Genomic DNA, 26,994 nt, shown 5'->3' with positions numbered 1-26,994 from the left:
GTCAGCTCGTTGCAATGCGGTTGCGCCCTTGCGCCTTGGCGGCATAGAGCGCACGGTCGGCGCGCGCGAGAAAGGTGTCGGCAGTATCGGCATCGCGCAGCGTCACGACGCCCGCAGAAATGGTCACGTGCATGCCCGGAGAGAATGCGTTCCAGTCGAGATCGGCGACGATGCTGCGCAAGCGCTCGAGCATGCGCTGCGCGGCCTCGTCTGACGTGTCCGGCAGCAGCAGCAGGAATTCCTCGCCGCCGTAGCGGCCGAAGCAGTCCGCCGGGCGGATATTGGCGAAAATGGTGATCGCGAAGGTGCGCAGCACCTCGTCGCCGACGGGATGGCCGTGGGCGTCGTTGATGCGCTTGAACCAGTCGAGATCGATCAGCGCGATCGCGAAAGGAGCCGACGCCTTTCGCGCTTTTTCGATCTGGACGTCGAGAAGGCGCATGATGCAGCGGCGGTTGTAGGAGCCAGTGAGTTCGTCGAGCTCGGCCAGTTCCTCGATGCGCTGATAGGCGGCCTTCAGCTCGATGCTGCGCCGGTACAGGATCTTGCGCAGGGTGGCGCCGAACAGGCCGAGAAAGGCGCACTGGCCGATCACCAACACGAAGCAGAGCATCGAGGCGGTTCGCTCCAGGCGGGTCGCAACCGGCAGTCCGATCGGCAGGTCCGAGCCCAGGAAGACCAAGGCCAGCCCACAGGTGGCCAGGCCCCAGGTGACCATCGCCTGGCGCGAGGTCATGCGCAGCGTGCCAAACGCGAAGATCAGAAACAGCACGGCGAGGAAAGCGACCCCGACAGTCGGCACGGCGAGCAGGAACACCAGTTGCAGCGCCATATGCGTCGAGATCTGGAACACGGTGAGGTAGTGATCCTCGAACCGGTCGCCGAAGCCGGCTTCCGACAGCACGGTGAACGTCCCAATGATCAGCAGGCCGCCGAGCCAGAACAGCGACGGAACGGCCATGTCGACCGTGCCGCCATAGGCGTAGAGCAGCAGGACCGAGGCGCCCAGCGAATAGCTTGCCACCTGGCCGATATACATCTGGCGGCGCTGCCGGGCGCGGCGCGCCAGGACGTCGGGGGCCGCAGCCTCGGGCGCGAGGACGATATCCGCGACCTCAGCGGCATTCCTCTCGGGAAAGGACGTCGCGGCCGTGCTCATGGTCCCGCCAACAGGTGGATGTCAGCGTAAAAATCTACGTGGCAAGCCTTTAGGTTTGGTATCCTTTTGAAACCGAATCCGAACCGTGCAGCACGGAACAAGGTAATGGGCTGGCAGGAGAAATTTTGCCGGCGATCAGGCATCGGTTTGCGATGCGATCGAGCCTAAGTTGGGCTTGGCGAGACATATGTCGTGCAACGCTGCTATGGAACCGGATGAGGCCGGGGCCGCCTGTGCCGGACAGGCATTCCGCAGGGAAGTATCTCAGTATTATGTTACCAATCTGGATTGTGGCGGCCGACAGCCGCGTGCGGGACGAGAAAAAAGCGCGTATGTGGGGTGGATCACACAGGCGCCCGTCCGACTGCGGTAAGTTGAACAATTTTGCACCACCCGTCGAACCGTCCGCTGCGCCGACCCGACCAACTTTGCGAGATGGCCTTTGAGCGTGACACAGTCGGCTTCGGACGAGGTCCTAATCGCCAGGATCGCTCAGGGTGACCGGCTCGCCATGCAGGTGCTGTACGGGCGGCACCACGTCAGGGTTTACAGGTTCGGGCTCAGGCTCGTCCGGGACGAGCAGGCGGCGGAAGACCTCATCAGCGAGGTGTTTCTCGACGTCTGGCGTCAGGCCGGCAAGTTTGAGGGCCGATCCGCAGTTTCCACCTGGCTGCTGGCAATCACCCGATTCAAGGCCCTGTCTGCGCTCCGGCGCAGAAAGGATTTTGAACTGGACGAAGACGCCGCGAACGCGATCGAGGATACGGCCGACGATCCGGAAACGGTGGTGCAGAAGAAGGATACCAGTGCAACGTTGCGGGGGTGTTTGACGGGCCTCTCGCCGGAACACCGGGAAATCGTCGATCTCGTCTACTACCACGAGAAGTCCGTGGAAGAGGTGGCCGAAATCGTCGGGATACCGGAGAACACTGTGAAGACGCGCTTGTTCTATGCGCGCAAGAAATTGGCCGAACTGCTGAAGGCAGCCGGCGTTGAGCGAGGCTGGCCATGATGGCTTTGAGCAAGAAGATGCTGGAGCAAGAGCCCAGTGAAATTGAACTGCTGCTGCCCTGGCACGCTGCCGGCACGCTGAACGCGCGCGATGCGCGCCGTGTCGAGGAAGCGCTGGCGCGCGATCCCGGGCTTGCCAAGCAATATGCCGCGATCCGCGGCGAATATGAAGAGACCATTCATTTGAACGAGAGCTTAGGGGCTCCGTCGGCACGCGCGATGCAGAAGCTGTTCGCCGCGATTGACGCCGAGCCGGCGCGGGGAAGCGGCTCGCTGCCGCTGTCAGCGCGCATCTCGACCTTCTTCGCGAGCCTGTCGCCGCGCACGCTGGCGTGGTCGGCGAGCCTTGGCGCCGTCGCGCTCGTGCTGCAGGCCGGAATCATCGGCGCCGTGCTGATGAAGAACCAGCCCGCGACCTTCCAGACCGCCTCGCTCTCGACCGGCACGCCGATCACGCGCGAGCTTGGCAGCACCGCCGCGCCAGCGCGCGCATTGGTGCGCTTCACGCCAGAGGCGCGCATTTCCGACATCACAGGGCTGCTCGACAGCTACCACGCCTCGATCATCGACGGAGCCAAGGGCGGCATGTTCCGTCTCCAGTTCGACAAAGCCATGAGCCAGGACGAGCTCGCTTCGCTGCTCGGCAAGATGCAGCGCGAGAAGTTCGTCAACCTTGCCGTCGCGGCGCCCTAGGCGCGCCGCTGAGCCGATGATTGGCAAATCCGAGAGCAGGGTGCGCGCCGGGGCCTACGCTTCATCGGTCGGCGCCGCGCTTCTGATCGCCGCCTGTCTCGGCGTCGAGGTTGCGCAGGCGCAGGCGATCATGCGCACGCCCACGATCAGCGTGCCCTCGCGAACGCCGACCATCTCTACGAACATCACCCCACGGGTCAGTCCCAATATCGCCGCGCGCGCCGTCAGCGTCGATCGCGGCCCACGGACGATCGCGACGATTCCCCACACCACGACCTCGCGCATCCGGCCGACCACGACGGTGCTGCCCTATGCGCGCTACTCGCCGAACCTGTATCCGGCCTGCACCGCACCCTATCGCGATGCCGATGGAGAATGCCTGGCGCAGCCGAACACAGGCGGCAATGGCTCAGCCAAATCCGGCAAGAAGAGCGCTGGCAAGGGCCGGGGCGACGCCACGCCGGCCGCCGCCAATCTGCGCAGCTTCGCCAACGAATTCGTGGCGGAGATCGATGGCACGCTGTCGCCCGGCGATGCCGACGCGCTTGCCCGCCGGCACGGCTTGACGCGCGTCTCTTCGGAGAATTTCCCGCTGATCGGGGCCACGTTCGGTCTGTTCCGCATCACCGATGGCCGACCGTACGAGACGGTGCGGCGCGAATTTTCGGCCGACGGCAGTGTGCGCTCGGTCCAGCCGAACTTCCGTTATGTGCTCCAGGACCAGAAATCGACGATCCCGAGCGAGGGCGATCCCGCGCAATATGCCTTGGCCAAGCTCCGCCTGCCGCAGGCGCACACGCTGGCGCGCGGCGCCAACGTCACGGTTGCCGTGATCGACTCCGGCATCGACGCCAGGCATCCCGAGCTTGCCGATTCCGTCGCCGACAATTTCGATGCGCTTGGCAGCGCCGAGGGGCCGCACATCCACGGCACCGGGATCGCCGGCGCGATCGTGGCGCATGCCCGGCTGATGGGTAGCGCGCCCGAGGCGCGCATCATCGCGATCCGTGCCTTCGGTGGTGCCAATGGCGGCGCCGAAAGCTCGTCCTACATCATCCTGCGCTCGCTGAATTACGCCGCCGAGCACGGCGCGCAGATCGTCAATATGAGCTTTGCCGGTCCAAAGGACGCGGTGATCGAGCGCGCCATCGCGGCCACCGCCGCGCGCGGCCTCGTGCTGATTGCGGCCGCCGGCAACGCCGGCGCGAAATCGCCGCCGCTCTATCCGGCCGCCAATCCGAACGTGATCGCGGTCAGCGCGACCGACCAGCAGGACCGGCTGTTCGCCGCGTCCAATCGCGGCAATTACATCGCCGTCGCAGCGCCCGGGGTCGACATCTTCGTGCCGGCGCCGGACGGCAAATACCAGATGACGTCGGGAACATCGTTCTCGGCCGCCTATGTCTCCGGCGTCGCGGCGTTGCTGCTCGAGCGCAATTACACCTTGAAGCCGGAAGCGCTGCGCATGACGCTGGCGAAGACGGCGCGCGATCTCGGCTCTCCTGGGCGTGACGAGTTGTTCGGCGACGGCCAGACCGACGCGTTTGCCGCGGTCACGGCCGTTCCCGCTGACAGCGCGACGCCGGTCGCGGCGGCGTCCGGTACAACAAAACGTGAAGATACCGCCAAGCGTCGCGATGAGCCCGGCAGCCGCGCGATCGAACAACCCTCGCTGTCGAGCGCGGATGATAAATCCACGGTTTCTCAGGCGGATAGGCCGGCGGCGCGATAGCGGCTGCGTCAAAGACGCGCGCGAGATCGAAGGTCAAAAAAGCGAATGCCGCGTTGAACGTTCAGCTCCCTGCCACGACCAAATTATGTGGGAGCGGTTATCCCTCCCCATCAGTCATATCAGGCGCGAGCGCCCATCCACCCCAAGCGCCCATATGGCTTGACCCGTCCGGTTGTCCCCCCGGACGGGTCTTCTCTTTTCAGAGCGTTTTTGAGCGACGTAGATTCCGGTTCGCGTGAAGAAAACGCGTCAAAGCGAGAATCCAGAGCATGGGTTCTGATTCAACCGGAACCGATGCTCTGGGCGTCCGATTCTTTGAATTTCGCGCGCGTTCAGCTTTCGGTTGAAAGGTCGCGCCGGCAACGATGGCCGTCGCTCGTGCAGCAAGCCGCAAGCCCGCTATGCTTGTGCGAAGCTTGACTCGAAATCACAGCAAATCTCCGCACGACTACGGTGTTTGACGACGAACGCGGTGCCGTTGCTGGACAAGTCAAAACTTTTCCACAAAATATTCATGTCGCGTCTAAATTGATTCGTGTGCGTTGCGTCCCCGCGTCCGTGTTTTCTCCTGACGGGCTGGTTCATGACACATCGCCAAGAATCTGACTGCGCGTCTGGTCGTGCCGTGGCTGTTGGCCGCGACGTCGCGGCGCGCTGGTGCGCCCTCGCCGAGCAGCGGCTGCAACATCTCTCCGAAATGTTCGAGACCGGCCGCTGGCGCCGCTATCACACCGAGATCGCATTCCTCGAAAACATCCAGGAAGCCAAGCGCGCCGTCCAGACCTGGCGCGCGCTCGCGACCGGTGGGGACGTCGCCGAGGCGGCGGCGAGCGTGACGCCGGCATTCGGTTGGTCGCCGGCGACCATGCCCCGCGTATTTCCGCGTGAGCAGCAAGCGCAGAGCATGCAGCCGAAGGCCGTCCACATCGCCCCCGAGACGGCCGTGCCGGTCAGGCTCGATTCGAAGCCGGACGTCCTTGCCGAAATCACCGAAGCCCCGCTCGCGCCGCTCGCCGCACCCGCAGCTTTGGCGTCGTTTACCGCGCCTGCCGAGATGCCGCCGCTTAGGGCTCCCGCGGCGAGGGCACCGCTCGCAGCACCTGCCGTGAGGCCGCCGCTCGCCGCGCCCGCCGCAATGGCTCAATTCACCGCGCCGGACGTGAAGCCGCCGCTCGCGGTGCCTGCCGCGAAGCCGCCGAAGACTGCGCCTGCTGCGATGGCGGCGCTCCTGCCGCAATTCGCCCCGCCGGCCGAGGAGATCGTCGCAGCCCCCGAGCGCGTCGTCGAATTCACCTTTAGCCTCGACGGCCTGGAAGCCAAGTACCCGCTGCTCAGGAACGCGTTCTAACGCCGCAGGTGAGGGCAGAGGACCGGAGCCATATCCTTCGCCCCCGTCATCCTGAGGCGCGAGGCATGGGACGCGAGGCGTCCCATGGCGAGCCTCGAAGGATGCGCGGCCCGGCTGGCAGCCGCGCCTACCTTCGCACCGCATTCCCGCCGAGCACCACCTGCGCAAATCGCTGCGCGCCGTCTGCCGACAGATCCGAGGTCACGGCACGGGCGTGATCGAGGCCGACGACGGCGCCGCGCGGGGTGTCCGAGATCATGTTGTTGTTGACCAGCGCGATGCCGGCGCCCGGCACGACGGAGACGCCCACACCCGCGAAGGCCTTGCGGATCACGTTGCCCGTGATCGCGACGTCGCGCAGATATTTGCTCCAGCCGGCGACGATGCCGTAGGACGGCGCGTTCTCAATCACATTGCCGGTCACCGAAGTGTCCGCCTCGATGTAGATGCCGACGCCGGCATCATCATCCGGCGCGGTGCCGATCGGGCGCTTCGGGATCAGATTGCGGATGATGTTGCCCTGGACCACCGCGATGCGGCCGCCTTCGTTGAAATTGCAGACGGAGACGCCGACGGCGGCGCCATCGACAATGTTGTTGGCGATCACGGCGGCTTCGAACGCGAACTCCGAGTAGAGCGCGACCTCGCGCACGTCGCTGACGCTGTTGCCGGTGATGTGGATGTTCGAAGCGGAGTTGCCGCGCACGGCGGAGTAATCACAATTCCTGATGCGATTGCCGTGCACGATCACGTTGCCGGCACGAAAGGCATTGATGGCGTTGCCGTATTGGCCGGAGCCGCCGGGACCGGCCTTGATGTTCTCGATGCGGTTATCAGTGACCAGCGTGCCGTCGTCACCGATCGCGGTGCGCAGGATCTCGATGCCGTTGTCGTTGGTGCCGACAATCGTGTTGCGGCAGACGTTGAGGCCTTTGGCATCGAAAGACACAACCGCCGTCACCGCGATGTCAGTGAAGATATTGCCGGAGATCTCGCCGGACACCTGCTCGAGCCAGATGCCGCTGCCGCCCGAATTCGTGATCTCGCAATCGGCAATGCGGACGTCGCGTCCGCCGAGCAGGTGGACCAAGCCGCGCCGTGCCGGCAGTGGAATGCTGCCGCCGTCGAAGATGATACCGGTGAGGCCGATCGCGTCAGAGCCGTCGCTCTGGATCGCCGAGGTCCCGCCGGTGAAGAGAAGCTTCGTCGCTCCGCGCACGCCGATCAGCTGTGCGCCCTTCGGCAGCCGCAGCAGCCCGCTGCGGTAGACGCCGGGCGGTAACGCCAGCGGCATCTGCGCCCGCGCCGCCTCATCGATCGCACGTTGCAGCGCGCGGCTCTGATCTTCGCTGCTGCCGGGCCGCACGCCGTATTGCGTAGCGTCGCGGCCGAGCAGGGACATCAGCGGCGCCGCGCGCGCGGCGTCGGCCGGCATGGCCAGCGCACCGGCGATGCCGGCGGTGGAGGCTCCGATGAGGTGACGGCGATTGAGGTCCATGACGCGTCCTCCGGCGGACGCGGGAGTCCGCGAGGCCTAGGTAGCGCAGGGCGGCAGGTGCCGTGAGGATTGTTCGCGGTAGGGTTAAGTGTTTACCGCAAGGAGGTGCTGTAGGGTGGATTAGCCTCGCGGCTGCGCAAAGCGCAGTCCGCCAGGCGTAATCCACCATCTCGCCGCGACGACGGTGCTCGTTGAGCCAAGAGGGTGGATTACGCTGCGCTAATCCACCCTACGAAACCTGCGTGTTCCGCGCCTTCCGTGCCAACTGCACCATCTCCATCAGCATCGCCTCCCCGGCGTCCACCAGCTCCTCCAGCGTGATCAGGGCTGCGCCCTTGCGGCGCACGGCGCCGCTGCGCGCAAGCAGGGGGATGTGGATGAACGCGGCAAGCTGCGGACCACCTGCCTTTACGTTCTCGATCGCGCGCCAGCTCAAATAGTTGCAGAGATAGGCGCCGGCATCGCGCGAGGATCGTGCATCGATGCCGGTGAGGCGCGCGGCGCGCAGCAGCCTTGCCGTATGCGGACCGAATGTCATGGCGTCGGCATGGCCGGCGATGCCGCGCTTGCTCGAGCGCGTGTTGGCGGCATCGGGCCAGAGCATGGTGACGGCGTTGCGCGCGCGGGTCTCGATGCGCAGGTAAGGCGTGCGCGCAGCGAGGCCGAACATCAAGAGCGCATCCGGCTTCACCTTCGCGAGCACATCAGGCAATTGGCGGTCGACCGCGGCATAGGTGACCGGGAAGATGTGGCTGGAGACCGCGACATCATCGAGCGCCGGACGACGCAGTTGCGCGAGCCGCGCCACCAGCGGCTGGGTCGGATTATGAGGTGCGCCGGGAAACGGCCCGAAGCCGGTAATGAGAACGCGAAGCTTGTCGGACAATCGATGTGATCCTCTCGATCCTGTCGGGGACGCCGGCATCCAGTAAACACCGGGACCAGCCTTCTTCCAAGCTCGCGGGTCGTCAGATCTCCGATGTGTTATCGCGCCTGTGGCGCTCTCGATAGGTCCGCGTCTTTTCCCGGTTGCCGCACAAGGTGGATTGGCACCAGCGCCGCGTGCCGGGCTTCGAGCGATCGAAGAACACCCGCTGGCACTCGTCGGCGGCGCACATCTTCAGCCGATCGAGCGTGCCGGCCAAGGCCGCGTCGTACAATTCGGCGACGATCGCCGACAGGCCCGCTTGCGCATCGCTCATCACCGGCCGGAGTGCAAAACCATCCTTGCCGATGGCGGCGACATGCAGTGCAAAAGGCTTCATCGCAGCGTTGAGCGGGGCGATGACGGCTGGTTTGCGACGGCGCTCCGCCGGCTCGCATTTGAGGTAGTCGCGAATCGCGGCGCGCAGTCGCAAGGCCGCCTCGAAGGTCTTCTGCGATGGCGCAGCGGCACGTTCGGCCAGCCCACGCTGGCGCATCCATTCGTCGAGCGCGGCAAGATTTTGCAGCTCGTCCGTCTGCTGATGCTGGACGCCGCGATGGGTGAAGTGCCGCAAATCCAGCGTGTTGGCGAAATCGTAGAGATTCGCCAGCGCGTCCGGCACATGGAACTTGCGCGATTCCTTCGACATGGAACACCATTTAATATTTTTTACTGGTTGAAACAAGTGACCGGTATAGATCGTTTACTGGTGTGCAAGACAGGGAACGGAGTTTCATCATGTTGCACGTCAACCATCCCCCGATCTCGACCGAGGACGTCTCCTACCGGAAGTACATCGAAGTGCTGGATACCCAGATGGCCTACGTCGACGTCGGCACGGGCGACCCCATCGTGTTCCTGCACGGCGTTCCGACGCCGTCCTACCTCTGGCGCAATATCATTCCCCATCTCTTGCCCTATGGCCGCTGCCTTGCGCCCGACCTCGTCGGCATGGGCAATTCGGGCGCGGCGCCGAACGGCTCCTATCGCTTCGTCGATCACCAGCGCTACCTCGATGCCTGGTTCGATGCGCTGGGCCTGACCGAGAATGTCATCCTCGTCGTTCACGACTGGGGCGCGGCGCTCGGCTTTCACTGGGCCCGTCGCCACCCGGAGAGGGTGAAGGCAATCGTCTATATGGAAGCGATAGTCCGGCCGTTCCGCTCCTGGGACGAATGGCCCGACGCGACGCGCGCCTTCTTCCAGGGCCAACGGAGTCCGCAAGGCGAAGACCTGATCCTGCAGAAGAACCTGTTCATCGAATATCTCCTGCCGCTGCGCCATATCGCGCCGGACGCGCTCGAGGTTTATCGCCGCTATTTCCGCAATCCTGGTCCGAGCCGTCAGCCGATGCTGACCTGGACGCGCGAATTGCCGATTGAAGGCGAGCCCGCCGATGTGGTCGCGATCGTCGAAGCCTATGCGGATTGGATGTCGAAGAACCGGATTCCGAAACTGTTCATCGATGCCGAGCCGGCGGGCTTCCTGATCGGCGCCCAGCGCGAGTTCTGCAGAGCCTGGCCCAATCAAGAGACCGTCCTTGTGAAAGGGTCGCACTTCCTGCAGGAGGAGGCGCCTCAGGAGGTCGGCGAGGCGACCGCGCGCTTCGTCTCGAAGGTGCTGGCCGGCCAGATCAGTTAGGTAATCGCGAGATTGGGGCGGATCGCGAGCTCGGACTTTGCTTCACCTCTCCCCGCTGGGGAAAGGTGAAGCGGCCTCAATGCAGGAGCTTCACGATCTCCTCGGCAGCGAGTGCCGGTGTGAGGTGGCCGTCGGCCACCTCGGATTCGATCTTCTTCACCCTGGCGCGAACCGATGCCTCGCTGCGCAGCCGCGCCAGCATGCGCTGCTCAAGCATCGACCACATCCATTTCACCTGCTGTTCGCGCCGCCGCGCGGCAAAATCGCCGGCCGCATTCATCGCCTTGCGGTGATCGAGCACCTTCTGCCAGAGGTCGGCGATGCCGGTGCCGGCCAGCGCCGAATAGGTGACGACGGGCGGATGCCAGTGTTCGGATCGGGGACTGAGAATGTGCAGCGCGCCGCGATAGTCGGCGGCGGTGATGTTGGCGCGCTTGAGGTTGTCGCCGTCGGCCTTGTTGATGGCGATCATGTCGGCGAGCTCGACCAGGCCCTTCTTGATGCCCTGCAATTCGTCGCCGCCGCCGGGCAGCATCAGGGCGAGGAAGAAATCGGTCATGTCGCAGACCGCGGTCTCCGACTGGCCGATGCCGACGGTCTCGACCAGCACGACGCCGAAGCCGGCCGCCTCGCAGAGCAGCATCGCCTCGCGCGTTTTCGCCGCGACGCCGCCAAGTGTGCCCGAGGACGGCGACGGGCGGATGAAGGCATCATCCGAGGCCGACAGCCGCGCCATCCGCGTCTTGTCGCCGAGGATCGAGCCGCCGCTGCGCGCCGAGGACGGGTCGACCGCGAGCACCGCGACCTTGTGGCCCTGCGCGATGAGGTAGGTCCCGAGCGCGTCAATGGTGGTGGATTTGCCGACGCCGGGCGAGCCGGTGATGCCGACGCGGAACGCCTTGCCGGTGTCCGGCAGCAGCATCTGCACCAGCTCGCGCGCCAGCGCCTGATGGTCGGCGCGCCGGCTCTCCACCAGCGTGATGGCGCGTGCTAGCGCCGCGCGGCTGCCGGCGCGGAGCTCCTTGGCGAGAGCTTTGATGTCAAGCGGGGCTTTCTTCTCAGTCATGCCCTGCTTTACAACGCCGAGGCGAGGCAGGCGAGGGCTGCTCGCCTGGAATCACCTGCTTGTTGCCGCCGCGGCTTGCGGCTGTTTCACCTTGCGCCAGACCCAGACCATTACCGGCCACAGCAGCGCGCCGATTGCCATCGCCGCGAGGATGGCCGCGACCGGGCGTTCGAAGAACGGCAGGATACTGCCGTCGGACTTGATCAGCGAGGTCACGAAGGCCTGCTCGACCATGGTGCCCATGACGATGCCGAGCACCATGGCGGCGACGGGATAGCCGTTCGCCTCCATGACATAGCCGATCACGCCGAAGGCGGCGACGGTGACGACGCCGAACATGTTGTTGCCGATCGCGAACGAGCCGACCGCGCAGCACAGCATGATGATCGGCATCACGGTGGAGCGGGGCGCCAGCAGGATATAGGCAGCAATCCGGATCATGGCGATGCCGAGCGGGATCATCAGGATGTTCGCGATGATGAACATCAGGTAGATCGCGTACATGCTCGACGCCTTCTCGGTGAACAGCGTCGGGCCCGGGTTGAGGCCCTTCATGTAGAGCACGCCGATCGCGATCGCGGCGATAGTGTCGCCGGGGATGCCGAACAGCAGCGAGGGCACCCAACCCGAGGCGATGCTGGCATTGTTGCTGGCACCGGCCTCGACCAGGCCCTCGACATGGCCGGTGCCGAACTTTTCCGGCTCCTTGGAGAAGCGCTTCGACATCGCGTACGAGACCCAGGCGGCCATGTCGGCGCCGGCGCCCGGCAGCACGCCGATGATGATGCCGACGATGTTCCCGCGCGTCATCTGCCAGTGATACTGCTTCGTCAGCCTCCATTGGCCGGCCATGATGCTTCCGAATTTGCGCCGCGGCAGCGGCGGCGGCTCGGGCGTCAGCATTGCGCGCATCACCTGCGAGACCGCGAACACGCCGACCAGCGCCGGGATCGGCTCGATGCCGCCGAACAGATCGGTGATGCCGAAGGTGAAACGCGGGACGCCGCCGGGATTTTCGATGCCGATGCAGGAGACGAGCAAGCCGAGGAACATGCCGGCGATCGCCTTCACCGGCGAGGAGCGCGCCACCAACGTGGCGCACATCAGGCCGAGCAACGCCAGCCAGAAATATTCGAAGGTCGAGAACGACAGCGCGATCTCGGCGAGCGGCGGCGCCAGGATCATCAGCGACAGCACGCCGGCGATGCCGCCGACGGCGGAGAACCAGACGCCGGCACCGAGCGCGAGCTCGGCCTGGCCCTTGCGGGTCATGGCGTAGGCCTCGTCGGCATAGGCGGCGGAGGCGGGCGTGCCGGGAATGCGTAAGAGCGCGCCGGGGATGTCGCCCGAGAAGATCGCCATCGAGGACGCCGCGACGATGGTCGCGATCGCCGCGATCGGTGACAGATAGAAGGTGACAGGGACGAGCAGGGCGGTCGCCATCGTTGCCGACAGGCCCGGCAGCGAGCCGATCACGAGGCCGTACACGGAGGCCGCAAACATCGCGATGATGACTTCCCAGGTGGAGATCAGCGCGAAGGCTTCGAGGAGGGTTTTCAGCATCGGATTACCAGGGGGTCGGCAGCAGGCCGGCGGGCAGCGGCACGCGGAGCAGCTTGCCGAAGATGAGGTGAATGGCGAAGGGCGAGAGCGCCGCGAGCGGCAGGGCCAGCTTCCACTTGGCCCCTAACGCGGTCGTGGTGACGTAGACCATGATCGCCGCGGTGATGATGAAGCCGAGCCGGTCGGCTGCAAATACGTAGAACAGCAGCAGCGCCGGCGGTAGCAAGGCGCGCAGGCCATATAGCTTGCCTTGCGGCGGCGGGCTGACTGCCTGGCCGTGCTCTAGCGGGATCAGCTCTTCCTCCTCCTCGAAGGAGTGGCCAATCCCGAACACGATTGCGAGCCCGCATAGCGCGAGCCCCGTGCCGATCACGAGCGGAAACACGTTGGGGCCAACCGGCTGCCCCGGTACCGGCGGCAAGATCCAGCCGCCATAGGCAGCTGCCGCGCCGAGTGCGACGAGAAACGATCCCGTGACGGAGTCGGGAAGACGCATGGGAGAAGTCCTACAAAGGGTGTTCCCCCTCTCCCCGCGCGCGGGGAGAGGCAGAGGCGGCCTTCGGCCGCCGTTGTTGAAGAACGCCGATGCGCAGCATCGGCTTTGGTGAGGGGGTTCTCCGCGCGGAGGGTGAAAGTGGGACTCGTGAAGAGTTCCCCTCACCCTGAACCCGTGCTTCGCGCGCATTCCAGCCTCTCTCCGCAGGCGGGGAGAGGCGATCAGAGCGTCGCAGCGACACGTCACGCCTTGCTGAGGCCTGCTGCCTTCATCGCTTCGCCCATCTGGGCGTCGCCCTTGTCCATGAAGCCTGCGAACTGGCCGGCATCGCCCCATACGGTGCCGAAGCCGCGGTTGCTCATGAAGTCCTTGAACTCGGCGGAGTCGTAGACCTTCTTCAGCGCCGCGGTGAGCTTGGTTGCGATCTCAGGCGGCAGATTCTTCGGTGCGCCGATGCCGCGCCAGGCGCCGGTCGCGTAGTCGATGCCGATCGCCTCCTTCAGCGTCGGCACGTCCTTGAAGACCGGATTGCGCGCCGGCGCCATGATGGCGAGGCTCTTGGCCTTGCCCGCCTCGATGATCGCGCGCGCCTCCGGCACCGAGCAGGTGGTGAGGTCGAGGCCGCCGGCGGCGAGATCCTGCATCGCGGGCGCAGCCCCGTTCGACGGCACCCAGGCGACCTGGTTGGCGGGCAGGCCCATCGCCTGCATCCAGCCGACCAGCGCCAGATGCCAGATGCCGCCTTGGCCGGTGCCCGAAGCCTTGAACTTGCCGGGAGGCGCCGCCTTGATCGCCTCCGCGAGCTCCTTGACCGTCTTGTAAGGCGAGGAGGAAGAGACCTGGACGCCCGGGGGGTCCTCGTTCATCAGGGCCAGCGGCGTGTAGCTCTTCGGCGTCAGCTCGGTGAGGCCCTGCCAGTGCATCATCGAGATTTCGACAGTGAGCATGCCGATGGTGTAGCCGTCGGGCTGCGCGGTCGCGATCGCGCTATGCCCGACTACACCGGAGCCGCCGGTACGGTTGACCACGTTGAAGGGCTGGCCGAGGTCCTTTTCCAGCAGCGCGGCGACAATGCGCGCCGTCGCATCGGTTCCGCCACCGGCGCCCCAGGGCACGATCACGGTGACCGGTCGGGCCGGGTAGGCCTGTGCGAGTGCGGGCTTGAACCCGATAGCGGCGGATGCCGCGACTGCGGCGGTCGAAGCCGCAAAGGTGCGGCGCGAAATCTTGGACATCAATGCCTCCCAGCGGCGCCCGTGACGTCGGGCGCTCTTGTCAATGACGACATTCTAGTCAGCTTTGCAGCGCCGCCGCAAGGTAGCGCTACCAAGGAGATCGACAGGGTGTGTGAAAACAGCATGCCCCATCGGATAGGCAGTCGGAAATCGGGTGGGTTTTGCCGGCACGCTGCGCCAACCTGCGCGCGTAACGAAAGCCAAAGGCAAGTAATCGATGACCCAAGCCTATTACAGCGCCGTGCTGGACCGACCACTGGACGAAGTCTGGTCGCTGATCCGCGATTTCAACAACTATCCCGCCTATATCGACGGCGTGAGCGAGAGCGTGATCGAAGACGACAAGCGCGGCGATGAAGTCGGCGCCATCAGGCGCTTCTGCTATCTCGGAAACTGGATCCGCCAGAGCCTGGTCGATCACTCGGACCAGCAGCACAGCCTGACCTATGCCGGTCTCGAAGCGTTGCAATATCCGCAAGATGATGGATGCCGGACGCCGGCGCCGACGCGCTACCAGGGCACCATGCATTTGCGCCCGATCGTCGAAGGCGATCGTACCCTCATCGAATGGTCCGTCGCCCTCGAGACCGAGCCTACGGATGCCGATCGCTGGCAAGCCCTGTTTGCGTCCTGGATTCCGGATTGGACGGATTCGCTGGCGCGGACATTGGCGCGGCCCCATCCGAGATCTTAGCGATCGCTCACGGCTCCTCGGCGTCGCCCTTCGGACGCGCGCCGCCGAAGATGCGGGTGCCTTCCGCGGTCAGGTAAGGCTTCAGCGTCTCCCACGGCACGAACGCGACATACTCGCCCTCGGCGTAGGGACCGACGGCGTAGGGCGGATAATGGAAGGTGAGGCCGGAGCTCTTGCCTGCTTCAGTTGACGGTGCGAGCGTCACCGCGCCGACCTTGAGCAGGCTCGGCGCGACCCCATTGAACCATTCGTCGGTCGCGGTGTCGCCGGCGTCGCGCTTCTTCTTCTCGGTTCGGAGCGAGGCGATCACGGCCTTCACCATCGCCTTCATGGTCGCCCCGTTGTCGGCGGTTTCGGTGAAGAACGGGCGGATCGAGATGCGCTTGTTGTCCGTCTTGTCCCACAGGATCGTGTTTACGTCCGAGTTGGGATGGGCGCCACGGGTGTTCATGTAGTCGTTGCGGAGGATGCTGACATAGCGGTCGGCCACGACGGAGCGGATCTCATATTTGCGCTCGAAATCCCAGCCGCCGTCCCTGAAGAACTGCGGGTCCGCTTTGCGCGCGGCCGCAGCTTCCGCCGCATTCTTGTCGAGCCATTTCTTGCCTTCGGAGAGGCAATCGGCCGCGAGCGCCGCATCCGTCTTGATCCTCTCGTCGAGGAGGACGCGGGCCTCGACGCTTTTGGTCTTGACGAGCGCGTCGGGCTTGGGATCGGCAGCGAGGACGGGGCCGAACAGTGCGCAGCAAAACGTCGCGACGGCGAGCGCGCGCATGAACGTTGGCGCGAGAAACATCACGCAAAATCCTTCTTGTCGGAAGATCGGCGGCGCAGCTACTCCGCCGCCTCGCTATGCCCGAGCCGAGCATTCAGCTTGCGGATCAGTTCCTCGGCGGCCTCCGCGATCACCGTGCCCGGCGGGAAGATCGCTTCCGCCCCGGCGGCATAGAGCGCATCGTAATCCTGTGGCGGCACCACGCCGCCGACGATGATCATGATGTCGTCGCGGCCCTGCTTCTTCAGCGCGGCCTTCAGCTCCGGCACTGCGGTGAGATGGGCGGCGGCGAGCGAGGAGACCCCGAGGATGTGCACGTCGTTCTCGACCGCCTGCCGGGCGGCCTCGTCGGCGGTCGCAAACAGCGGCCCGATGTCGACGTCGAAGCCGATATCGGCGAACGCCGACGCAATCACCTTCTGGCCGCGGTCGTGGCCGTCCTGGCCGATCTTGGCGACCAGGATCCGCGGGCGGCGGCCTTCGGCTTCCTCGAAAGCGTCGATCAGCGCCTGAACCTTCTCGACCTGGTTGCCCATGCTGGACGCCTCCCGCTTGTAGACGCCGGTGATGGATTTGATTTCGGCGCGGTGGCGGCCGAACACCTTCTCCATCGCGTCGGAGATTTCGCCGACGGTCGCCTTGGCCCGCGCCGCGTCGATGGCGAGCGCCAGCAGATTGCCGTTGCCTTCGCCGGCCGAGCGCGTCAGCGCGGCCAGCGCGGCATCGACGTCCTTCTGGTTGCGCTCGGCTTTCAGCCGCGTCAGCTTGTCGATCTGCAAGCGCCGGACATTGGTGTTGTCGACCTTGAGGATGTCGATCGGGACCTCGTCGGTCGGTCTGTACTTGTTGACGCCGATCACGGCCTGCTTGCCGGCATCGATCCGCGCCTGCGTCTTGGCGGAAGCCTCCTCGATGCGCAGCTTCGGCAGGCCGGCCTCGATCGCCTTCGCCATGCCGCCGAGCTCCTCGACCTCCTGGATGTGGGCCCAGGCCTTCGCCGCGAGGTCCCGCGTCAGCCGCTCGACATAATACGAGCCGCCCCAGGGATCGATGATGCGGGTGGTGCCGCTCTCCTGCTGCAGGAACAGCTGGGTGTTGCGGGCGATGCGCGCCGAGAAATCGGTCGGAAGCGCCAGCGCCTCATCGAGCGCATTCGTGTGCAGCGACTGGGTGTGGCCTTGCGTCGCCGCCATCGCCTCGACGGTGGTGCGCATCACGTTGTTGAACACATCCTGCGCGGTCAGCGACCAGCCCGAGGTCTGGCTATGGGTGCGCAGCGACAGCGAGCGCGGGTCTTTCGGGTTGAAGGGCTTGAGCAGTTTCGCCCAGAGCAGACGCGCGGCGCGCAGCTTGGCAACTTCCATGAAGAAGTTCATGCCGATCGCCCAGAAGAACGAAAGGCGCGGCGCGAAGCGGTCGACGTCGAGGCCCGCGGCAAGGCCGGCGCGCAAATATTCGACGCCGTCGGCGAGCGTATAAGCGAGTTCGAGGTCCTGCGTCGCGCCGGCCTCCTGCATGTGATAGCCGGAGATCGAGATCGAATTGTATTTCGGCATCTTTTGCGAGGTGTACGCAAATATGTCCGAGATGATCCGCATCGAGGGCGCGGGCGGATAGATATAGGTGTTGCGCACCATGAACTCTTTTAAGATGTCGTTCTGAATGGTGCCCGACAGCTTCTCCGGCGGCACGCCCTGTTCCTCGGCCGCGGCGACGTAGAGTGCGAGGACCGGCAGCACCGCGCCGTTCATGGTCATGGACACGCTCATCTGGTCGAGCGGAATCCCTGCGAACAGCGTGCGCATGTCGTAGATGGAATCGATGGCAACGCCGGCCATGCCGACATCGCCGCCGACGCGCGGATGATCAGAGTCGTAGCCGCGGTGGGTCGCAAGATCGAAGGCGACCGAGAGGCCTTTCTGGCCCGCCGCGAGATTGCGGCGGTAGAACGCGTTGGAATCCTCCGCCGTGGAGAAGCCGGCATATTGCCTGACCGTCCAGGGCTGATTGACATACATGGTCGGGTAGGGGCCGCGCAGATAGGGCGCGATGCCCGGATAGGTCTCGAGGAAATCGAGCCCGGCAAGATCAGCCTCGCCATAGGCGGGCTTCACCAGGATTCCCTCCGGCGTCAGCCACGGCTCGGCGCTGCCGGCAGGCGCTGTGGTGGCGGCGCGCTCGAAGGCGACATCGGCGAAATCAGGAATGCGGCTCATGGCTTCAACCATATCATCAATCATGGTCCGGATGCTGATGGCTGACGATGGTCGCCATCTTCTCCGGTCCGTAATTCTGCTGCGTGGTCTGGCTCGGCAAATTGGCGATGCCGACAACCCAGCCGAGGCGGGATTCAGTGCCGAACTGCCGCGTCGGGATCACCCGGTCGGGGTGGTCGAAGGCGCCGGTCATGATCTCGATCCGGTCGCCGTCGATGCGGCCGAAGCTCAGCGGCGTGCCGCAGGCGGCGCAAAAGCCGCGCTCGGCGATGCTGGAGGAGCGGAAGAACGACGGCTTCCCCTTGGTCCAGGCAAAGTCGGTCTTGTTGACGTCGGCAAAAGAGGCGAAGGGCGCGCCGGCCGCCTTCTGGCACATGCGGCAGTGGCAGATCGAGACCCGGTTCGGCGCCGTCATGATTGCGAAGCGCACCGCCCCGCATTGGCAGCCGCCGGTCAGAACGGGTTTGCTGGTGTCGGTCATGGCTGCTCCATCCGTCGGTAGGCGTCCTGCAGCGTGGCAAGCGCATCGCCTCCGGCGAAGACAAAACCCGTGACGCCGGCCGCCCGCAGCGTCGCCTCGGCCTCCGTCGGACGGCCCGCCAGATAGATATGTCGCGCGCCCGCGATTTGCAGGGCCTTGGCCGCAGCTTCGGCGTGTTCCGCATAGACCTTGTCGCTGGAACAGAGGCAGGCGAGCTCGGCGCCGGAGGCTTTGAAGGCGTCCGCCAGCTTGGCCGGATCGGCAAAGCTCTCGCTGTCCGTGGCCTCGATGCCGCCGGCCTCGAAGAAGCTCTTGGCAAAGGTCGCGCGCGCCGTGAAATCGGCTGGCGTGCCGAGATTGGCCAAAAACACTTTTGGCCGCGCGCCGCGCGACTTGAGCGCCGCGTCGGATTTGTCGCGCAGTGCCTCGAACGGTTCCGCAAGCCGGATCGGCGGCAGCGGATCGAACTTGTATTTCTGCTCGCCGTAAGGCGCCAGCGCGACCGGCGTCGCCTTCAGGACATTGGCTTCGCTCTCGTGCAGGTTCGGAAACTCGCTGGCGCCGGTCAGCACGTCGCGGCGTTTTGCGATGTTGGCGTCGCGCGCTTTTCGTGCGGCCGCGACCTTGCTCTGGAACAGGCCTTGCTGAAGCGCGGCGAAGGCGCCGCCGGCCCTCTCGCTCTCCTGGAACAGAGCCCAGGCGGCCTCGCAAAGCTGCGCGGTCAGCGTCTCGATGCCGCCGGCGCCCGCTGCGGGATCGCTGACCTTGGCGAAATTGCTTTCTTCCAGCAGCAAGAGCTGCGTGTTGCGCGCCACGCGCCGCGCGAACGGATCGGGCAGGCCGAGCGCCAGCGTATGCGGCAGCACCGTGATCGCGTTGGCGCCGGCGAGCCCGGCGCCGAACGTCGCGATGGTCGCGCGCAGCATGTTCACGTAAGGATCGCGCTGCGTCAGCATGCGCCAGGCCGTATCGGCAGCGATGAACAGCGGTTTCGGCGTCAGCCCGCACGCGCTTTCGATCCGCGCCCACAACAGCCGCAGCGCGCGAAATTTGGCCATGGTCAAGTACTGGTCGGCGTCCGCGGAAAGCCGCGCGTAGACCATGCCCTGCGCCTGCTCGAGGGGAATACCGGCGCCTTCGATGGCGCGCAGATAGGCGACGCCGCAGGCGAGCACGAAGGCGAGCTCCTGCACCTCGGAGCCGCCGGCATCGTGGATCACGCGCCCGTCGGCGGACGCGAACGGTCCCTTGAAGCCGAGCGTGGAGAGCCCCTTGATGGCACCGGTGACGGCGGGCGCGATTTCGTCCCAGGTATAGGGGCTGTAGCCCCACACCGCGCCGGCCGCGAGCGGATCGAGCCCGAAGCGGATGTTGCACGCTGCGGGTTCGAGGCCTTGGGCCTTCACATATTCCGCGACATGGATCGCGGCCATCCGTGATTGCGGTCCGACCTCGAGCTCGATGCCAATGCCGGCATCGAGATGAATGTCCTTCAGGATCTTTGCAACCGCCTCCGCCGAAGGTTCCAGACCGAAGCCGCGCGCGCTATTGGCGCCGGCGAACACCAGCGCAAGCCCCGTCGCGCCGTTCTCCAGATCCTGCAACGCCTGAGCATTCGCGAGCGCTGCATCGGGATGGTCGATCCGCTGGATGATTTGCCAGGGCGCGGCGGCCGGCCGCCCCACCACGGGCGCAACGCCCTTGGCGCGCGGATAGAGCGGTTCGATCTTGATACCGTCATAGGTCTTGCCGACCAGCTTGTCGAACGGCGCGCCCTTCAGCACGCCGTCGACCAGCTTGCGCCAGTCTTCGACGGTCGCCTTGGGAAAATCCGCCGCCAGCGGCAGGTCGTCAGTCATGGAGGTCATGCGGCGAGGGGCTCCCAAACGTCTCGTTATTCGCAGGCGAAATTGCCACGGCGGACCGTCCCTGCAAACGGTTGTTTTTGGTTAACCGGTATCCGGAAGCCGCTCAATGCCTTGCGTCGAGACGCTGGCGAGCCCGTCACGCACACGAATGCCCGAGATCACGCGGTCGGGCGCGATTTCTGCCAGCGGCACCAGCACGAAAGCGCGCTCGAACAGGCGCGGATGCGGCAGGGTCAGGTCGGGCTTCTGCAAGGAGACGTCGTCATAGGCGATCATGTCGAGATCGAGCGTGCGCGGGCCCCAGCGCCGCGCCTTGTCCCTGATACGACCGAATTTCTGCTCGACCTTCTGCAGCACGAACAAGAGCGCATGGGGATCGAGGCCGGTCTCGATCTCGATGCATGCGTTGATGAAGGGAGCCTGATCCTCGTCGCCCCAGGGCGGCGTTGCGTAGTCGGAGGAGCGCGCGATCAGTGCGCCTTGCGCCATGCCGCAGATATGGGCGATCGCCTTGCGGAACGTCGCGCGGACATCGCCGACATTGCCGCCGAGCGCGATCAAGACGCTCGCCATCTTAAGGATGCCGCGAGCGCGTCAGCATGATGCCGACGTCGTCGAAGATCGCGGCGATCGGCGCATGCGGCTTGTGTACGGTGATCTTCACGGCGCGGATGCGCGGGAAGTGCGACAGGATGGCATCGGCCACCGCGCCGGCCGCGCGCTCCAACAGCTTGTAATTGGTGTTCTTGAACGCCGCCGTCGTTGTCGCCACGACGTCGGCATAGGACACCGTATCGGCCAGCCGGTCGCTGCGCGAGGGCTCCGACAGGTCGGTATAGAGTTCGAGATCGATGACGAAGCGCTGGCCGACTTCGGTCTCGTGATCCATCACGCCGTGGCGGGCATGGATCGACAGGCCGGTGACGAAGATCGTATCGGTCATTGCTTGCCCTCGATTGCATGCGCGACCCGCAAGGCCTGCAAGGTCTCGGCGACGTCATGGGTCCGGATGATCTTGGCACCGCGCTGCGCGGCGATCAGATGCGCGGCGATCGAGCCGGCGAGCCGCTCTTTCGGCTCCGACGGCGACACCGAGGCGATGAAGCGTTTGCGCGAGGCACCGACCAGGATTGGCAGGCCGAACATCTCGAATTCGCGTAACCGCGCCAGCGCGGTCATGCTCTGCTCGGCGGTCTTGCCGAAGCCGATGCCGGGATCGAGCACGATTCTGTCGCGCGCGATGCCGGCCTTGGCGGCGATATCGAGCGAGCGCAGGAAGAAGGTCTTCATGTCCGTGATGATGTCGATGGCGGGATCGGCGTCGTCGCGGTTGTGCATGACGATGACGGGGACGCCTCTTGCGGCCACCAGCGGCGCCATGGCGGCGTCGCGCTGCAGGCCCCAGACGTCGTTGGCGATCGCCGCGCCCTGATCGAGCGCGAAGGCCACCACCTCGGCCTTCATGCTGTCGATCGAGACCGGCACGCCGAGAGCCACCACGCCTGCCAGCACCGGCTTCAGCCGGGCGAGCTCGTCCTCCGCCGTGACCGGCCGGGCACCCTTGTAGGGCCGGGTGGACTCGGCCCCGATGTCGATGATGTCGACGCCGGCGTCAATCATCGCCCGCGCCCGTGCGAGCGCCTGCTCAGGCGCGATGAACTCGCCGCCGTCGGAGAAAGAGTCCGGGGTGACGTTGAGCACGCCCATCAAAGCCGGGATCGGCCGTCCCAGCAGGGTCCGCAGCACATCAGGCCCGGCCGAGCCGGCCGGCGGGACGGATGGGGAGGGCGAGGCGTTCATGGCGCCCGCTTTAGCGGGCGGGGAGGGGGAGTTCAAGGCGGGATGGGGGGCGGGACCTGGGACAAACGCCGCGCGTTACGCCCAGTCTCTTGGGTCCCGGACGCGCTGCAACGCCCTTGGCGTTGCTGCGCAGAGCCGGGACCCATACCACGCAACAGCCTCGGCCCCGGCTCTGCAGCGCATCGCTGAAGAAGCGCTGCGCTGCGTCCGGGGCACGAACGCGGCGGGGACAGAACCGTCCTAATACGTGATCTTCGGTTGCAGCTTCTTCGCCTTGGCGATGATGTCGCCGACCGACTTCTCGGAAGGAAGGATGCGGAGCAGCTTCTTCTTCTCGTTGGCGTCGCGCATGCTTTGGGTGAGCCTTGCCGGATTCCGATAGGCGAGCTCGCGCACGGTGGTGACGCCGGCGGCGCGGACCAGGCCGACCTTGGCCCGGCCCATGCCGGGGATGCGCATGTAGTCGGACACGTTGGCCCATTCCAGCAGCAGCTGCTCGCTGATGCCGGTCTTGGCGGAAAGCGCCTTGCGGCCCTTCACCGTGCCGGCCGCCTCGAGCAGCGCGTCGGTGGTGCGGATACCCTGCGCCTTCAACTTGTTGGCGGCAAAGACCGACAGGCCCTCAATCTCGGAGATCGGATATGTCATGATACTCGATATGAAATGCCAAAGCTTCAGGCGAACTGGCTGAGGCCCGGCGTCCCCGCAACGATCTTGCCCATCTGATCCGCTCCGATTTTGTCTCGGCCGTAGCGGAAAAGTTCACGGGCGATGTTTTGAATTTCGGACATGCCGAGCCCCAGGCCCATCAGGCGCGTGCCGACCGCCATCAGGCCGCCGCCCATCAGTCGCGACAGCCCGCCGCCGCTCCTGGATGCCTCGATCGCGGCTTCCGCTCCGGGGATCTGATCAATCAGGGCCTGCACGCTATCGGGAGGACCCTCGCTGCGGAGGAAACCCAGGATGATGCCGACGGTCTTTGCAGCGACAGCACTGTCTATGCTGGCGTTTGTCGCCAGCCGCCCGATCAGTTCGTCCATAAGGCCCGCCCCTCAGCCGGTTGCATGCCGGAGTATTTCTTTCGAAAATGATCTTGAGCCGGTGTGATGTGAAATTCAAGCGATGAACGCAGGCGGCGTCGCGATTCATCTTCGAACGCGCGAAGAGTGTTGCAGCGGTGCAAGAGCGGAGATGGAATCGGCGAAAAATTGCCGCGTTGCGAACAGCTCGTTCCTACTTTCGGCTGATGTTGTCCGTCAGTTTCCGACAATGTCGCATGCTTGGAGCGTGTTGAACGGTTTCAATCGGCGCGCGACATGCGTTAAACTACGGAACTGGAGCGTTCGAGTTTCGACACGCGAAACCGGCAAGAAGAGATCAGAGAAAAGAATGACCGCACAGGACAGCAAGCTCGGCGATACCGACGACAAGATCTTCGTCGGCAAGGGAGACGAGCAGGCCTGGCTGACGCTGGCGCTCGCCAATCGCCACGGCCTCGTCACCGGTGCAACCGGAACCGGCAAGACCGTGACGCTGCAGGTGATGGCGGAAGGATTTGCGCGCGCCGGTGTTCCGGTCTTCGCCGCCGACATCAAGGGCGACCTCTCCGGCATCTCCGAGGTCGGCGTGCCCGCGGATTTCATCCTGAAGCGTGCCTTGGAAATGGGGCTGACGTTCCAGCCTGACCAGTTCTCGACGGTGTTCTGGGACGTATTCGGCGAGCAGGGCCATCCGGTGCGCGCGACCGTCACGGAAATGGGGCCGCTTCTGCTCGCTCGCATGCTCGATCTGAACGACGTGCAGGAGGGCGTGCTCAACGTCGCCTTCCGCGTCGCTGACGACGCCGGGCTGACCCTCATCGATATGAAGGATCTGCGCGCGCTGCTCGACGCCATCGTGCCCGATAGCGGGAAGAAAGCGGCGGACGCGGAGGAGGATCCGCTCGCCGCCATCCGCAAGGCCGCGCAGGGGTTCGGCAACGTCACCAAGGCCACCGTCGGCACCATCCAGCGCCAGCTCCTGGTACTGGAGAACCAGGGCGGCACCAAATTTTTCGGCGAGCCGGCGCTGACGCTGAAGGATTTCATGAAGACCGACCGCGACGGCCGCGGCATGGTCAATATCCTGGTCGCCGACAAGCTGCTCCAGAACCCCAGGCTTTACGCGACCTTCCTGCTCTGGATGTTGTCGGAGCTGTTCGAAGAGCTGCCCGAGGCCGGCGATCTGCCCAAGCCGAAGCTCGTGTTCTTCTTCGACGAGGCGCATCTGTTGTTCAATGACGCGCCCAAGGCGCTGATGGACAAGATCGAGCAGGTGGTCCGCCTGATCCGCTCCAAGGGAGTCGGCGTCTACTTCGTGACACAGAACCCGATCGACGTGCCCGACCGCGTGCTCGGACAATTGGGCAACCGGGTGCAGCACGCGCTGCGCGCCTTCACCCCGCGCGACCAGAAGGCAGTCGCGGCCGCAGCCCAGACCTTCCGGCCAAACCCGAAGCTCGACACCGAAAAGGTGATCATGGAGCTCAGCAAGGGCGAGGCGCTGGTGTCCTTCCTCGAGGGCAACGGCACACCGGCCATGGTGGAGCGGGTGATGATCCGTCCGCCGTCGGCCCGCATCGGGGCGATCACGCCGGACGAGCGCAAGGCGATCATGGCTGCAAGCCCGGTGAAGGGCAAATATGACACCGCGGTCGATGAAGAATCCGCCTACGAGATGATCCAGAAGCGCATCGCCGGCACGGCGGCGACGGCCGACGGCTCCGCGGGCGGAAGCGGCGGCGGCATTCTCGGCCAGATCGGCTCGATCGTCGGCACCGTGTTCGGTACCAACGTCAAGCGCGGCCGTTTGTCGACGGGCCAGGTCATCGCGCGGGACGTGACGCGATCAGTCACCAACCAGGTGATCGGCGGGATGGCGGCCAATATCGGCAAATCGCTCGGCGGCCAGCTCGGTGGCTCGATCGGCCGCACGCTGGTCCGCGGCGCGCTCGGCGGATTGCTGCGGCGCTAGGCAGCTCTTTCGCGGCCATCCTTCGAGACGCTCGCCTCGCGCAGGCTTGCTACGCCGTGTCGTGACTGGCACAGGCGCGGTGGCGGCGTTAAAAGCGCAGACATATCAAGATCCAGCAATCAGGACCAACAACCATGGCCAATCCGCAGCTTCAATCCGTGCTCGATCACATCGACAAGGACTTCGACAACAGCCTGGAGCGTCTGTTTGCACTGCTCCGGATCAAGTCGATTTCCGCGGATCCGGCCTTTGCCGGGGATTGCAAGGCGGCGGCGGAACATCTCGCCAAGGACATCGCGAGCTTCGGCGTCGCCACTGAGGTGAGGCCGACCGCGGGCCATCCCGCCATCGTCGGCAAGACCGGGGCCGGCGGGCGGCCGCATGTGATCTTTTACGGCCATTACGATGTGCAGCCGGTCGATCCGCTCGATCTCTGGCACCGTCCGCCGTTCGAGCCTGCGGTGACCGACCACGCCGACGGCCGCAAGATCATCGTCGCGCGCGGCGCCGAGGACGACAAGGGCCAGGTGATGACCTTCGTCGAAGCCTGTCGCGCCTGGAAGAAGGTGACGGGCTCGCTGCCGATCGACGTCACCTTCCTGATCGAAGGCGAGGAGGAGGTCGGCTCGAAGAATTTCGTGCCCTTCATCGAGGCCAACAAGGATGAGTTCAGGGCCGACTACGTGCTGGTTTGCGACACCGGCATGTGGGACAGCAATACGCCGGCGATCACGACCTCGCTGCGCGGCCTGCTCTATGAAGAGCTGAAGATCACCGCCGCCAATCGCGACCTGCATTCCGGCGTGTTCGGCGGCAGCGCAATGAACCCGATCAGGGTGCTCACGAAAATCCTCGGCGGCCTGTTCGACGACGACAACCGCATCACCATTCCCGGCTTCTACGACGGCGTGAAGGATCTGCCGGCCGACATCCTTGAGCAATGGAAGAAGCTCGATTTCACGCCGGAGACGTTCCTGAAGCCGATCGGGCTGTCGATCCCTGCCGGCGAGAAGGGACGCCTGCTGATCGAGCAGGCCTCGTCGCGCCCGACCTGCGACGTCAACGGCATCTGGGGCGGTTATATCGGCGAGGGCTCCAAGACGGTGATCCCCTCGCATGCCTCGGCCAAAGTCTCGTTCCGCCTGGTCGAAGGGCAGGACCCGCAAAAGATCCGCAAAGCCTTCCGCGATTACGTCACGGCACGGCTTCCGGGCGACTGCAAGGTCGAGTTCGGCGACCATTCCGCCGCGCCCGCTGTCGCGCTCGACTGGAACATGAAGCCGCTCGCCGCCGCCAGCAAGGCGCTTACGGACGAATGGGGCAAGAAGACCGTGCTGATGGGCTCCGGCGCGTCTATCCCGATCGTCGCCGACTTCAAGCGCACGCTCGACCTCGACTCGCTGCTGGTCGGCTTCGGCCTCGATGACGACAACATCCACTCGCCGAACGAGAAATACGACCTCCGCAGCTTCCAGAAAGGCATCCGCTCCTGGGCAAGGATCCTCGCCGCACTGGCGGAGGTGAAATAGGCACGGGTACCGTAGGGTGGGCAAAGGCAATCTTGCGCCGTGCCCACCATCTCTCAGTGATTACGAAGACGTGGGCACGCTTCGCTTTGCCCACCCTACGAGACCTCGATCCGTCATTGCGAGCGTAGCGAAGCAATCCAGGAATCTTTCCGCGGAGACAGTCTGATCTTCCCCCAAAAAAGTGGACAGGGTTCAAGCCGATTTTAGCTCCATCTCGACCGGGCTGATATAGCCGATAGCCGAGTGTCTGCG

At 65.2% G+C, this 26,994-nt stretch carries 25 protein-coding genes; 8 read left to right on the top strand and 17 right to left on the bottom strand.

Features of this window, described 5'->3' with window-relative positions:
• Position 1: 1 nt before the first annotated feature.
• Positions 2-1,159 carry a GGDEF domain-containing protein gene (locus XH84_RS04100; protein ID WP_128917119.1) on the bottom strand — a complete coding sequence of 386 codons (1,158 nt, stop codon included), beginning with the start codon at positions 1,157-1,159 and terminating at the stop codon, positions 2-4.
• Positions 1,160-1,601: 442 nt separating this feature from the next.
• On the opposite strand from XH84_RS04100, the gene XH84_RS04095 reads away from it, so the two are divergent.
• The 4 genes from XH84_RS04095 to XH84_RS04080 all read left to right on the top strand — a co-directional run bounded on the left by XH84_RS04095 (position 1,602) and on the right by XH84_RS04080 (position 5,943).
• Complete coding sequence (locus XH84_RS04095) at positions 1,602-2,171, top strand: sigma-70 family RNA polymerase sigma factor (protein ID WP_164935930.1); 570 nt, start codon at positions 1,602-1,604, stop codon at positions 2,169-2,171.
• Positions 2,168-2,863, top strand: a complete 696-nt coding sequence (locus tag XH84_RS04090) for a hypothetical protein (RefSeq protein ID WP_128917120.1) — start codon at positions 2,168-2,170, stop codon at positions 2,861-2,863. Before XH84_RS04095 ends, XH84_RS04090 begins: the two co-directional genes overlap by 4 nt.
• Positions 2,864-2,879: 16 nt before the next feature.
• A complete protein-coding gene (locus tag XH84_RS04085; protein ID WP_128917121.1) occupies positions 2,880-4,595 on the top strand; it encodes a S8 family serine peptidase in 1,716 nt (571 codons plus the stop codon).
• 625 nt (positions 4,596-5,220) lie between these two features.
• Positions 5,221-5,943 carry a TIGR03809 family protein gene (locus XH84_RS04080; RefSeq protein ID WP_164935931.1) on the top strand — a complete coding sequence of 241 codons (723 nt, stop codon included), beginning with the start codon at positions 5,221-5,223 and terminating at the stop codon, positions 5,941-5,943.
• A gap of 127 nt (positions 5,944-6,070) precedes the next feature.
• Here the strand turns inward: XH84_RS04080 and XH84_RS04075 are convergent, their stop codons facing one another.
• From XH84_RS04075 to XH84_RS04065, 3 genes are all read right to left on the bottom strand, one after another.
• A complete protein-coding gene (locus XH84_RS04075; protein WP_128917123.1) occupies positions 6,071-7,441 on the bottom strand; it encodes a TIGR03808 family TAT-translocated repetitive protein in 1,371 nt (456 codons plus the stop codon).
• A gap of 229 nt (positions 7,442-7,670) precedes the next feature.
• Positions 7,671-8,327 (bottom strand): pyroglutamyl-peptidase I, encoded by a 657-nt coding sequence (locus tag XH84_RS04070; protein ID WP_128917124.1) that lies wholly within the window; start codon positions 8,325-8,327, stop codon positions 7,671-7,673.
• Between the two features lie 82 nt (positions 8,328-8,409).
• On the bottom strand, positions 8,410-9,015 hold the full coding sequence (locus XH84_RS04065; protein ID WP_128917125.1) for a CGNR zinc finger domain-containing protein: 606 nt from the start codon (positions 9,013-9,015) through the stop codon (positions 8,410-8,412).
• 89 nt (positions 9,016-9,104) lie between these two features.
• On the opposite strand from XH84_RS04065, the gene XH84_RS04060 reads away from it, so the two are divergent.
• Positions 9,105-10,007 (top strand): haloalkane dehalogenase, encoded by a 903-nt coding sequence (locus tag XH84_RS04060; RefSeq protein ID WP_128917126.1) that lies wholly within the window; start codon positions 9,105-9,107, stop codon positions 10,005-10,007.
• 76 nt (positions 10,008-10,083) lie between these two features.
• On the opposite strand, the gene meaB is transcribed toward XH84_RS04060, so the two are convergent.
• The 4 genes from meaB to XH84_RS04040 form a co-directional block, all read right to left on the bottom strand.
• The gene (gene meaB / locus XH84_RS04055) at positions 10,084-11,073 is read right to left on the bottom strand and encodes a methylmalonyl Co-A mutase-associated GTPase MeaB (protein WP_128917127.1); all 990 of its coding nucleotides are present in this window, start codon (positions 11,071-11,073) and stop codon (positions 10,084-10,086) included.
• A 51-nt stretch (positions 11,074-11,124) separates the two neighbouring features.
• Positions 11,125-12,636 carry a tripartite tricarboxylate transporter permease gene (locus XH84_RS04050; RefSeq protein WP_128917128.1) on the bottom strand — a complete coding sequence of 504 codons (1,512 nt, stop codon included), beginning with the start codon at positions 12,634-12,636 and terminating at the stop codon, positions 11,125-11,127.
• Positions 12,637-12,640: 4 nt separating this feature from the next.
• The gene (locus XH84_RS04045; protein WP_128917129.1) at positions 12,641-13,132 is read right to left on the bottom strand and encodes a tripartite tricarboxylate transporter TctB family protein; all 492 of its coding nucleotides are present in this window, start codon (positions 13,130-13,132) and stop codon (positions 12,641-12,643) included.
• 242 nt (positions 13,133-13,374) lie between these two features.
• Complete coding sequence (locus XH84_RS04040) at positions 13,375-14,367, bottom strand: tripartite tricarboxylate transporter substrate binding protein (RefSeq protein WP_128917130.1); 993 nt, start codon at positions 14,365-14,367, stop codon at positions 13,375-13,377.
• Between the two features lie 217 nt (positions 14,368-14,584).
• Between XH84_RS04040 and XH84_RS04035 the strand changes: the two genes are divergently transcribed.
• Complete coding sequence (locus tag XH84_RS04035) at positions 14,585-15,061, top strand: SRPBCC family protein (RefSeq protein ID WP_128917131.1); 477 nt, start codon at positions 14,585-14,587, stop codon at positions 15,059-15,061.
• A 7-nt stretch (positions 15,062-15,068) separates the two neighbouring features.
• Here XH84_RS04035 and XH84_RS04030 read toward each other — a convergent pair whose 3' ends face one another.
• The 9 genes from XH84_RS04030 to XH84_RS03990 all read right to left on the bottom strand — a co-directional run bounded on the left by XH84_RS04030 (position 15,069) and on the right by XH84_RS03990 (position 23,241).
• Positions 15,069-15,836: an RsiV family protein gene (locus XH84_RS04030; protein WP_128917196.1), complete on the bottom strand. Its 768-nt coding sequence runs from the start codon at positions 15,834-15,836 to the stop codon at positions 15,069-15,071.
• 59 nt (positions 15,837-15,895) lie between these two features.
• Positions 15,896-18,052 carry a methylmalonyl-CoA mutase gene (scpA, locus tag XH84_RS04025; protein ID WP_128948012.1) on the bottom strand — a complete coding sequence of 719 codons (2,157 nt, stop codon included), beginning with the start codon at positions 18,050-18,052 and terminating at the stop codon, positions 15,896-15,898.
• Between the two features lie 16 nt (positions 18,053-18,068).
• Positions 18,069-18,533 (bottom strand): GFA family protein, encoded by a 465-nt coding sequence (locus XH84_RS04020; protein ID WP_128917133.1) that lies wholly within the window; start codon positions 18,531-18,533, stop codon positions 18,069-18,071.
• Positions 18,530-20,401 carry a methylmalonyl-CoA mutase family protein gene (locus XH84_RS04015; RefSeq protein WP_128917134.1) on the bottom strand — a complete coding sequence of 624 codons (1,872 nt, stop codon included), beginning with the start codon at positions 20,399-20,401 and terminating at the stop codon, positions 18,530-18,532. Before XH84_RS04015 ends, XH84_RS04020 begins: the two co-directional genes overlap by 4 nt.
• Positions 20,402-20,482: 81 nt before the next feature.
• The gene (gene folK / locus XH84_RS04010; protein WP_128948011.1) at positions 20,483-20,974 is read right to left on the bottom strand and encodes a 2-amino-4-hydroxy-6-hydroxymethyldihydropteridine diphosphokinase; all 492 of its coding nucleotides are present in this window, start codon (positions 20,972-20,974) and stop codon (positions 20,483-20,485) included.
• A 1-nt stretch (position 20,975) separates the two neighbouring features.
• The gene (gene folB / locus XH84_RS04005; RefSeq protein WP_027533885.1) at positions 20,976-21,344 is read right to left on the bottom strand and encodes a dihydroneopterin aldolase; all 369 of its coding nucleotides are present in this window, start codon (positions 21,342-21,344) and stop codon (positions 20,976-20,978) included.
• On the bottom strand, positions 21,341-22,201 hold the full coding sequence (gene folP, locus XH84_RS04000) for a dihydropteroate synthase (protein WP_128917136.1): 861 nt from the start codon (positions 22,199-22,201) through the stop codon (positions 21,341-21,343). The genes folB and folP overlap by 4 nt, the downstream gene beginning before the upstream one ends.
• A 240-nt stretch (positions 22,202-22,441) precedes the next feature.
• Positions 22,442-22,849 (bottom strand): DUF4332 domain-containing protein, encoded by a 408-nt coding sequence (locus tag XH84_RS03995; RefSeq protein ID WP_128917137.1) that lies wholly within the window; start codon positions 22,847-22,849, stop codon positions 22,442-22,444.
• Between the two features lie 26 nt (positions 22,850-22,875).
• Entirely contained in the window at positions 22,876-23,241 is a 366-nt protein-coding gene (locus XH84_RS03990; protein WP_128917138.1) for a DUF2267 domain-containing protein, read from the bottom strand.
• Between the two features lie 349 nt (positions 23,242-23,590).
• Here XH84_RS03990 and XH84_RS03985 point away from each other — a divergent pair, with 349 nt between their 5' ends.
• Positions 23,591-25,213: a helicase HerA-like domain-containing protein gene (locus XH84_RS03985; RefSeq protein WP_128917139.1), complete on the top strand. Its 1,623-nt coding sequence runs from the start codon at positions 23,591-23,593 to the stop codon at positions 25,211-25,213.
• A gap of 134 nt (positions 25,214-25,347) precedes the next feature.
• Positions 25,348-26,742, top strand: coding sequence for a M20/M25/M40 family metallo-hydrolase (locus XH84_RS03980; RefSeq protein ID WP_128917140.1), 1,395 nt, complete (start codon positions 25,348-25,350; stop codon positions 26,740-26,742).
• Positions 26,743-26,994: the final 252 nt, after the last annotated feature.

Source organism: Bradyrhizobium nanningense (assembly GCF_004114535.1).
Taxonomy (GTDB): domain Bacteria; phylum Pseudomonadota; class Alphaproteobacteria; order Rhizobiales; family Xanthobacteraceae; genus Bradyrhizobium; species Bradyrhizobium nanningense.
Note: the sequence above shows the minus strand (reverse complement) of the source record. Positions and strands in the feature narration are given on the sequence as shown.

Excerpts from the sequence above, each read along its gene's own strand:
- XH84_RS04100 (WP_128917119.1), bottom strand. The coding sequence starts at position 1,159 with ATGAGCACGGCCGCGACGTCCTTTCCCGAGAGGAATGCCGCTGAGGTC.
- XH84_RS04090 (WP_128917120.1), top strand. The coding sequence starts at position 2,168 with ATGATGGCTTTGAGCAAGAAGATGCTGGAGCAAGAGCCCAGTGAAATT.
- XH84_RS04085 (WP_128917121.1), top strand. The coding sequence starts at position 2,880 with ATGATTGGCAAATCCGAGAGCAGGGTGCGCGCCGGGGCCTACGCTTCA.
- XH84_RS04075 (WP_128917123.1), bottom strand. The coding sequence starts at position 7,441 with ATGGACCTCAATCGCCGTCACCTCATCGGAGCCTCCACCGCCGGCATC.
- XH84_RS04065 (WP_128917125.1), bottom strand. The coding sequence starts at position 9,015 with ATGTCGAAGGAATCGCGCAAGTTCCATGTGCCGGACGCGCTGGCGAAT.
- XH84_RS04060 (WP_128917126.1), top strand. The coding sequence starts at position 9,105 with ATGTTGCACGTCAACCATCCCCCGATCTCGACCGAGGACGTCTCCTAC.
- meaB (WP_128917127.1), bottom strand. The coding sequence starts at position 11,073 with ATGACTGAGAAGAAAGCCCCGCTTGACATCAAAGCTCTCGCCAAGGAG.
- XH84_RS04050 (WP_128917128.1), bottom strand. The coding sequence starts at position 12,636 with ATGCTGAAAACCCTCCTCGAAGCCTTCGCGCTGATCTCCACCTGGGAA.
- XH84_RS04045 (WP_128917129.1), bottom strand. The coding sequence starts at position 13,132 with ATGCGTCTTCCCGACTCCGTCACGGGATCGTTTCTCGTCGCACTCGGC.
- XH84_RS04040 (WP_128917130.1), bottom strand. The coding sequence starts at position 14,367 with ATGTCCAAGATTTCGCGCCGCACCTTTGCGGCTTCGACCGCCGCAGTC.
- XH84_RS04035 (WP_128917131.1), top strand. The coding sequence starts at position 14,585 with ATGACCCAAGCCTATTACAGCGCCGTGCTGGACCGACCACTGGACGAA.
- XH84_RS04030 (WP_128917196.1), bottom strand. The coding sequence starts at position 15,836 with ATGCGCGCGCTCGCCGTCGCGACGTTTTGCTGCGCACTGTTCGGCCCC.
- scpA (WP_128948012.1), bottom strand. The coding sequence starts at position 18,052 with ATGAGCCGCATTCCTGATTTCGCCGATGTCGCCTTCGAGCGCGCCGCC.
- XH84_RS04020 (WP_128917133.1), bottom strand. The coding sequence starts at position 18,533 with ATGACCGACACCAGCAAACCCGTTCTGACCGGCGGCTGCCAATGCGGG.
- XH84_RS04015 (WP_128917134.1), bottom strand. The coding sequence starts at position 20,401 with ATGACCTCCATGACTGACGACCTGCCGCTGGCGGCGGATTTTCCCAAG.
- folK (WP_128948011.1), bottom strand. The coding sequence starts at position 20,974 with ATGGCGAGCGTCTTGATCGCGCTCGGCGGCAATGTCGGCGATGTCCGC.
- folB (WP_027533885.1), bottom strand. The coding sequence starts at position 21,344 with ATGACCGATACGATCTTCGTCACCGGCCTGTCGATCCATGCCCGCCAC.
- folP (WP_128917136.1), bottom strand. The coding sequence starts at position 22,201 with ATGAACGCCTCGCCCTCCCCATCCGTCCCGCCGGCCGGCTCGGCCGGG.
- XH84_RS03995 (WP_128917137.1), bottom strand. The coding sequence starts at position 22,849 with ATGACATATCCGATCTCCGAGATTGAGGGCCTGTCGGTCTTTGCCGCC.
- XH84_RS03990 (WP_128917138.1), bottom strand. The coding sequence starts at position 23,241 with ATGGACGAACTGATCGGGCGGCTGGCGACAAACGCCAGCATAGACAGT.
- XH84_RS03985 (WP_128917139.1), top strand. The coding sequence starts at position 23,591 with ATGACCGCACAGGACAGCAAGCTCGGCGATACCGACGACAAGATCTTC.
- XH84_RS03980 (WP_128917140.1), top strand. The coding sequence starts at position 25,348 with ATGGCCAATCCGCAGCTTCAATCCGTGCTCGATCACATCGACAAGGAC.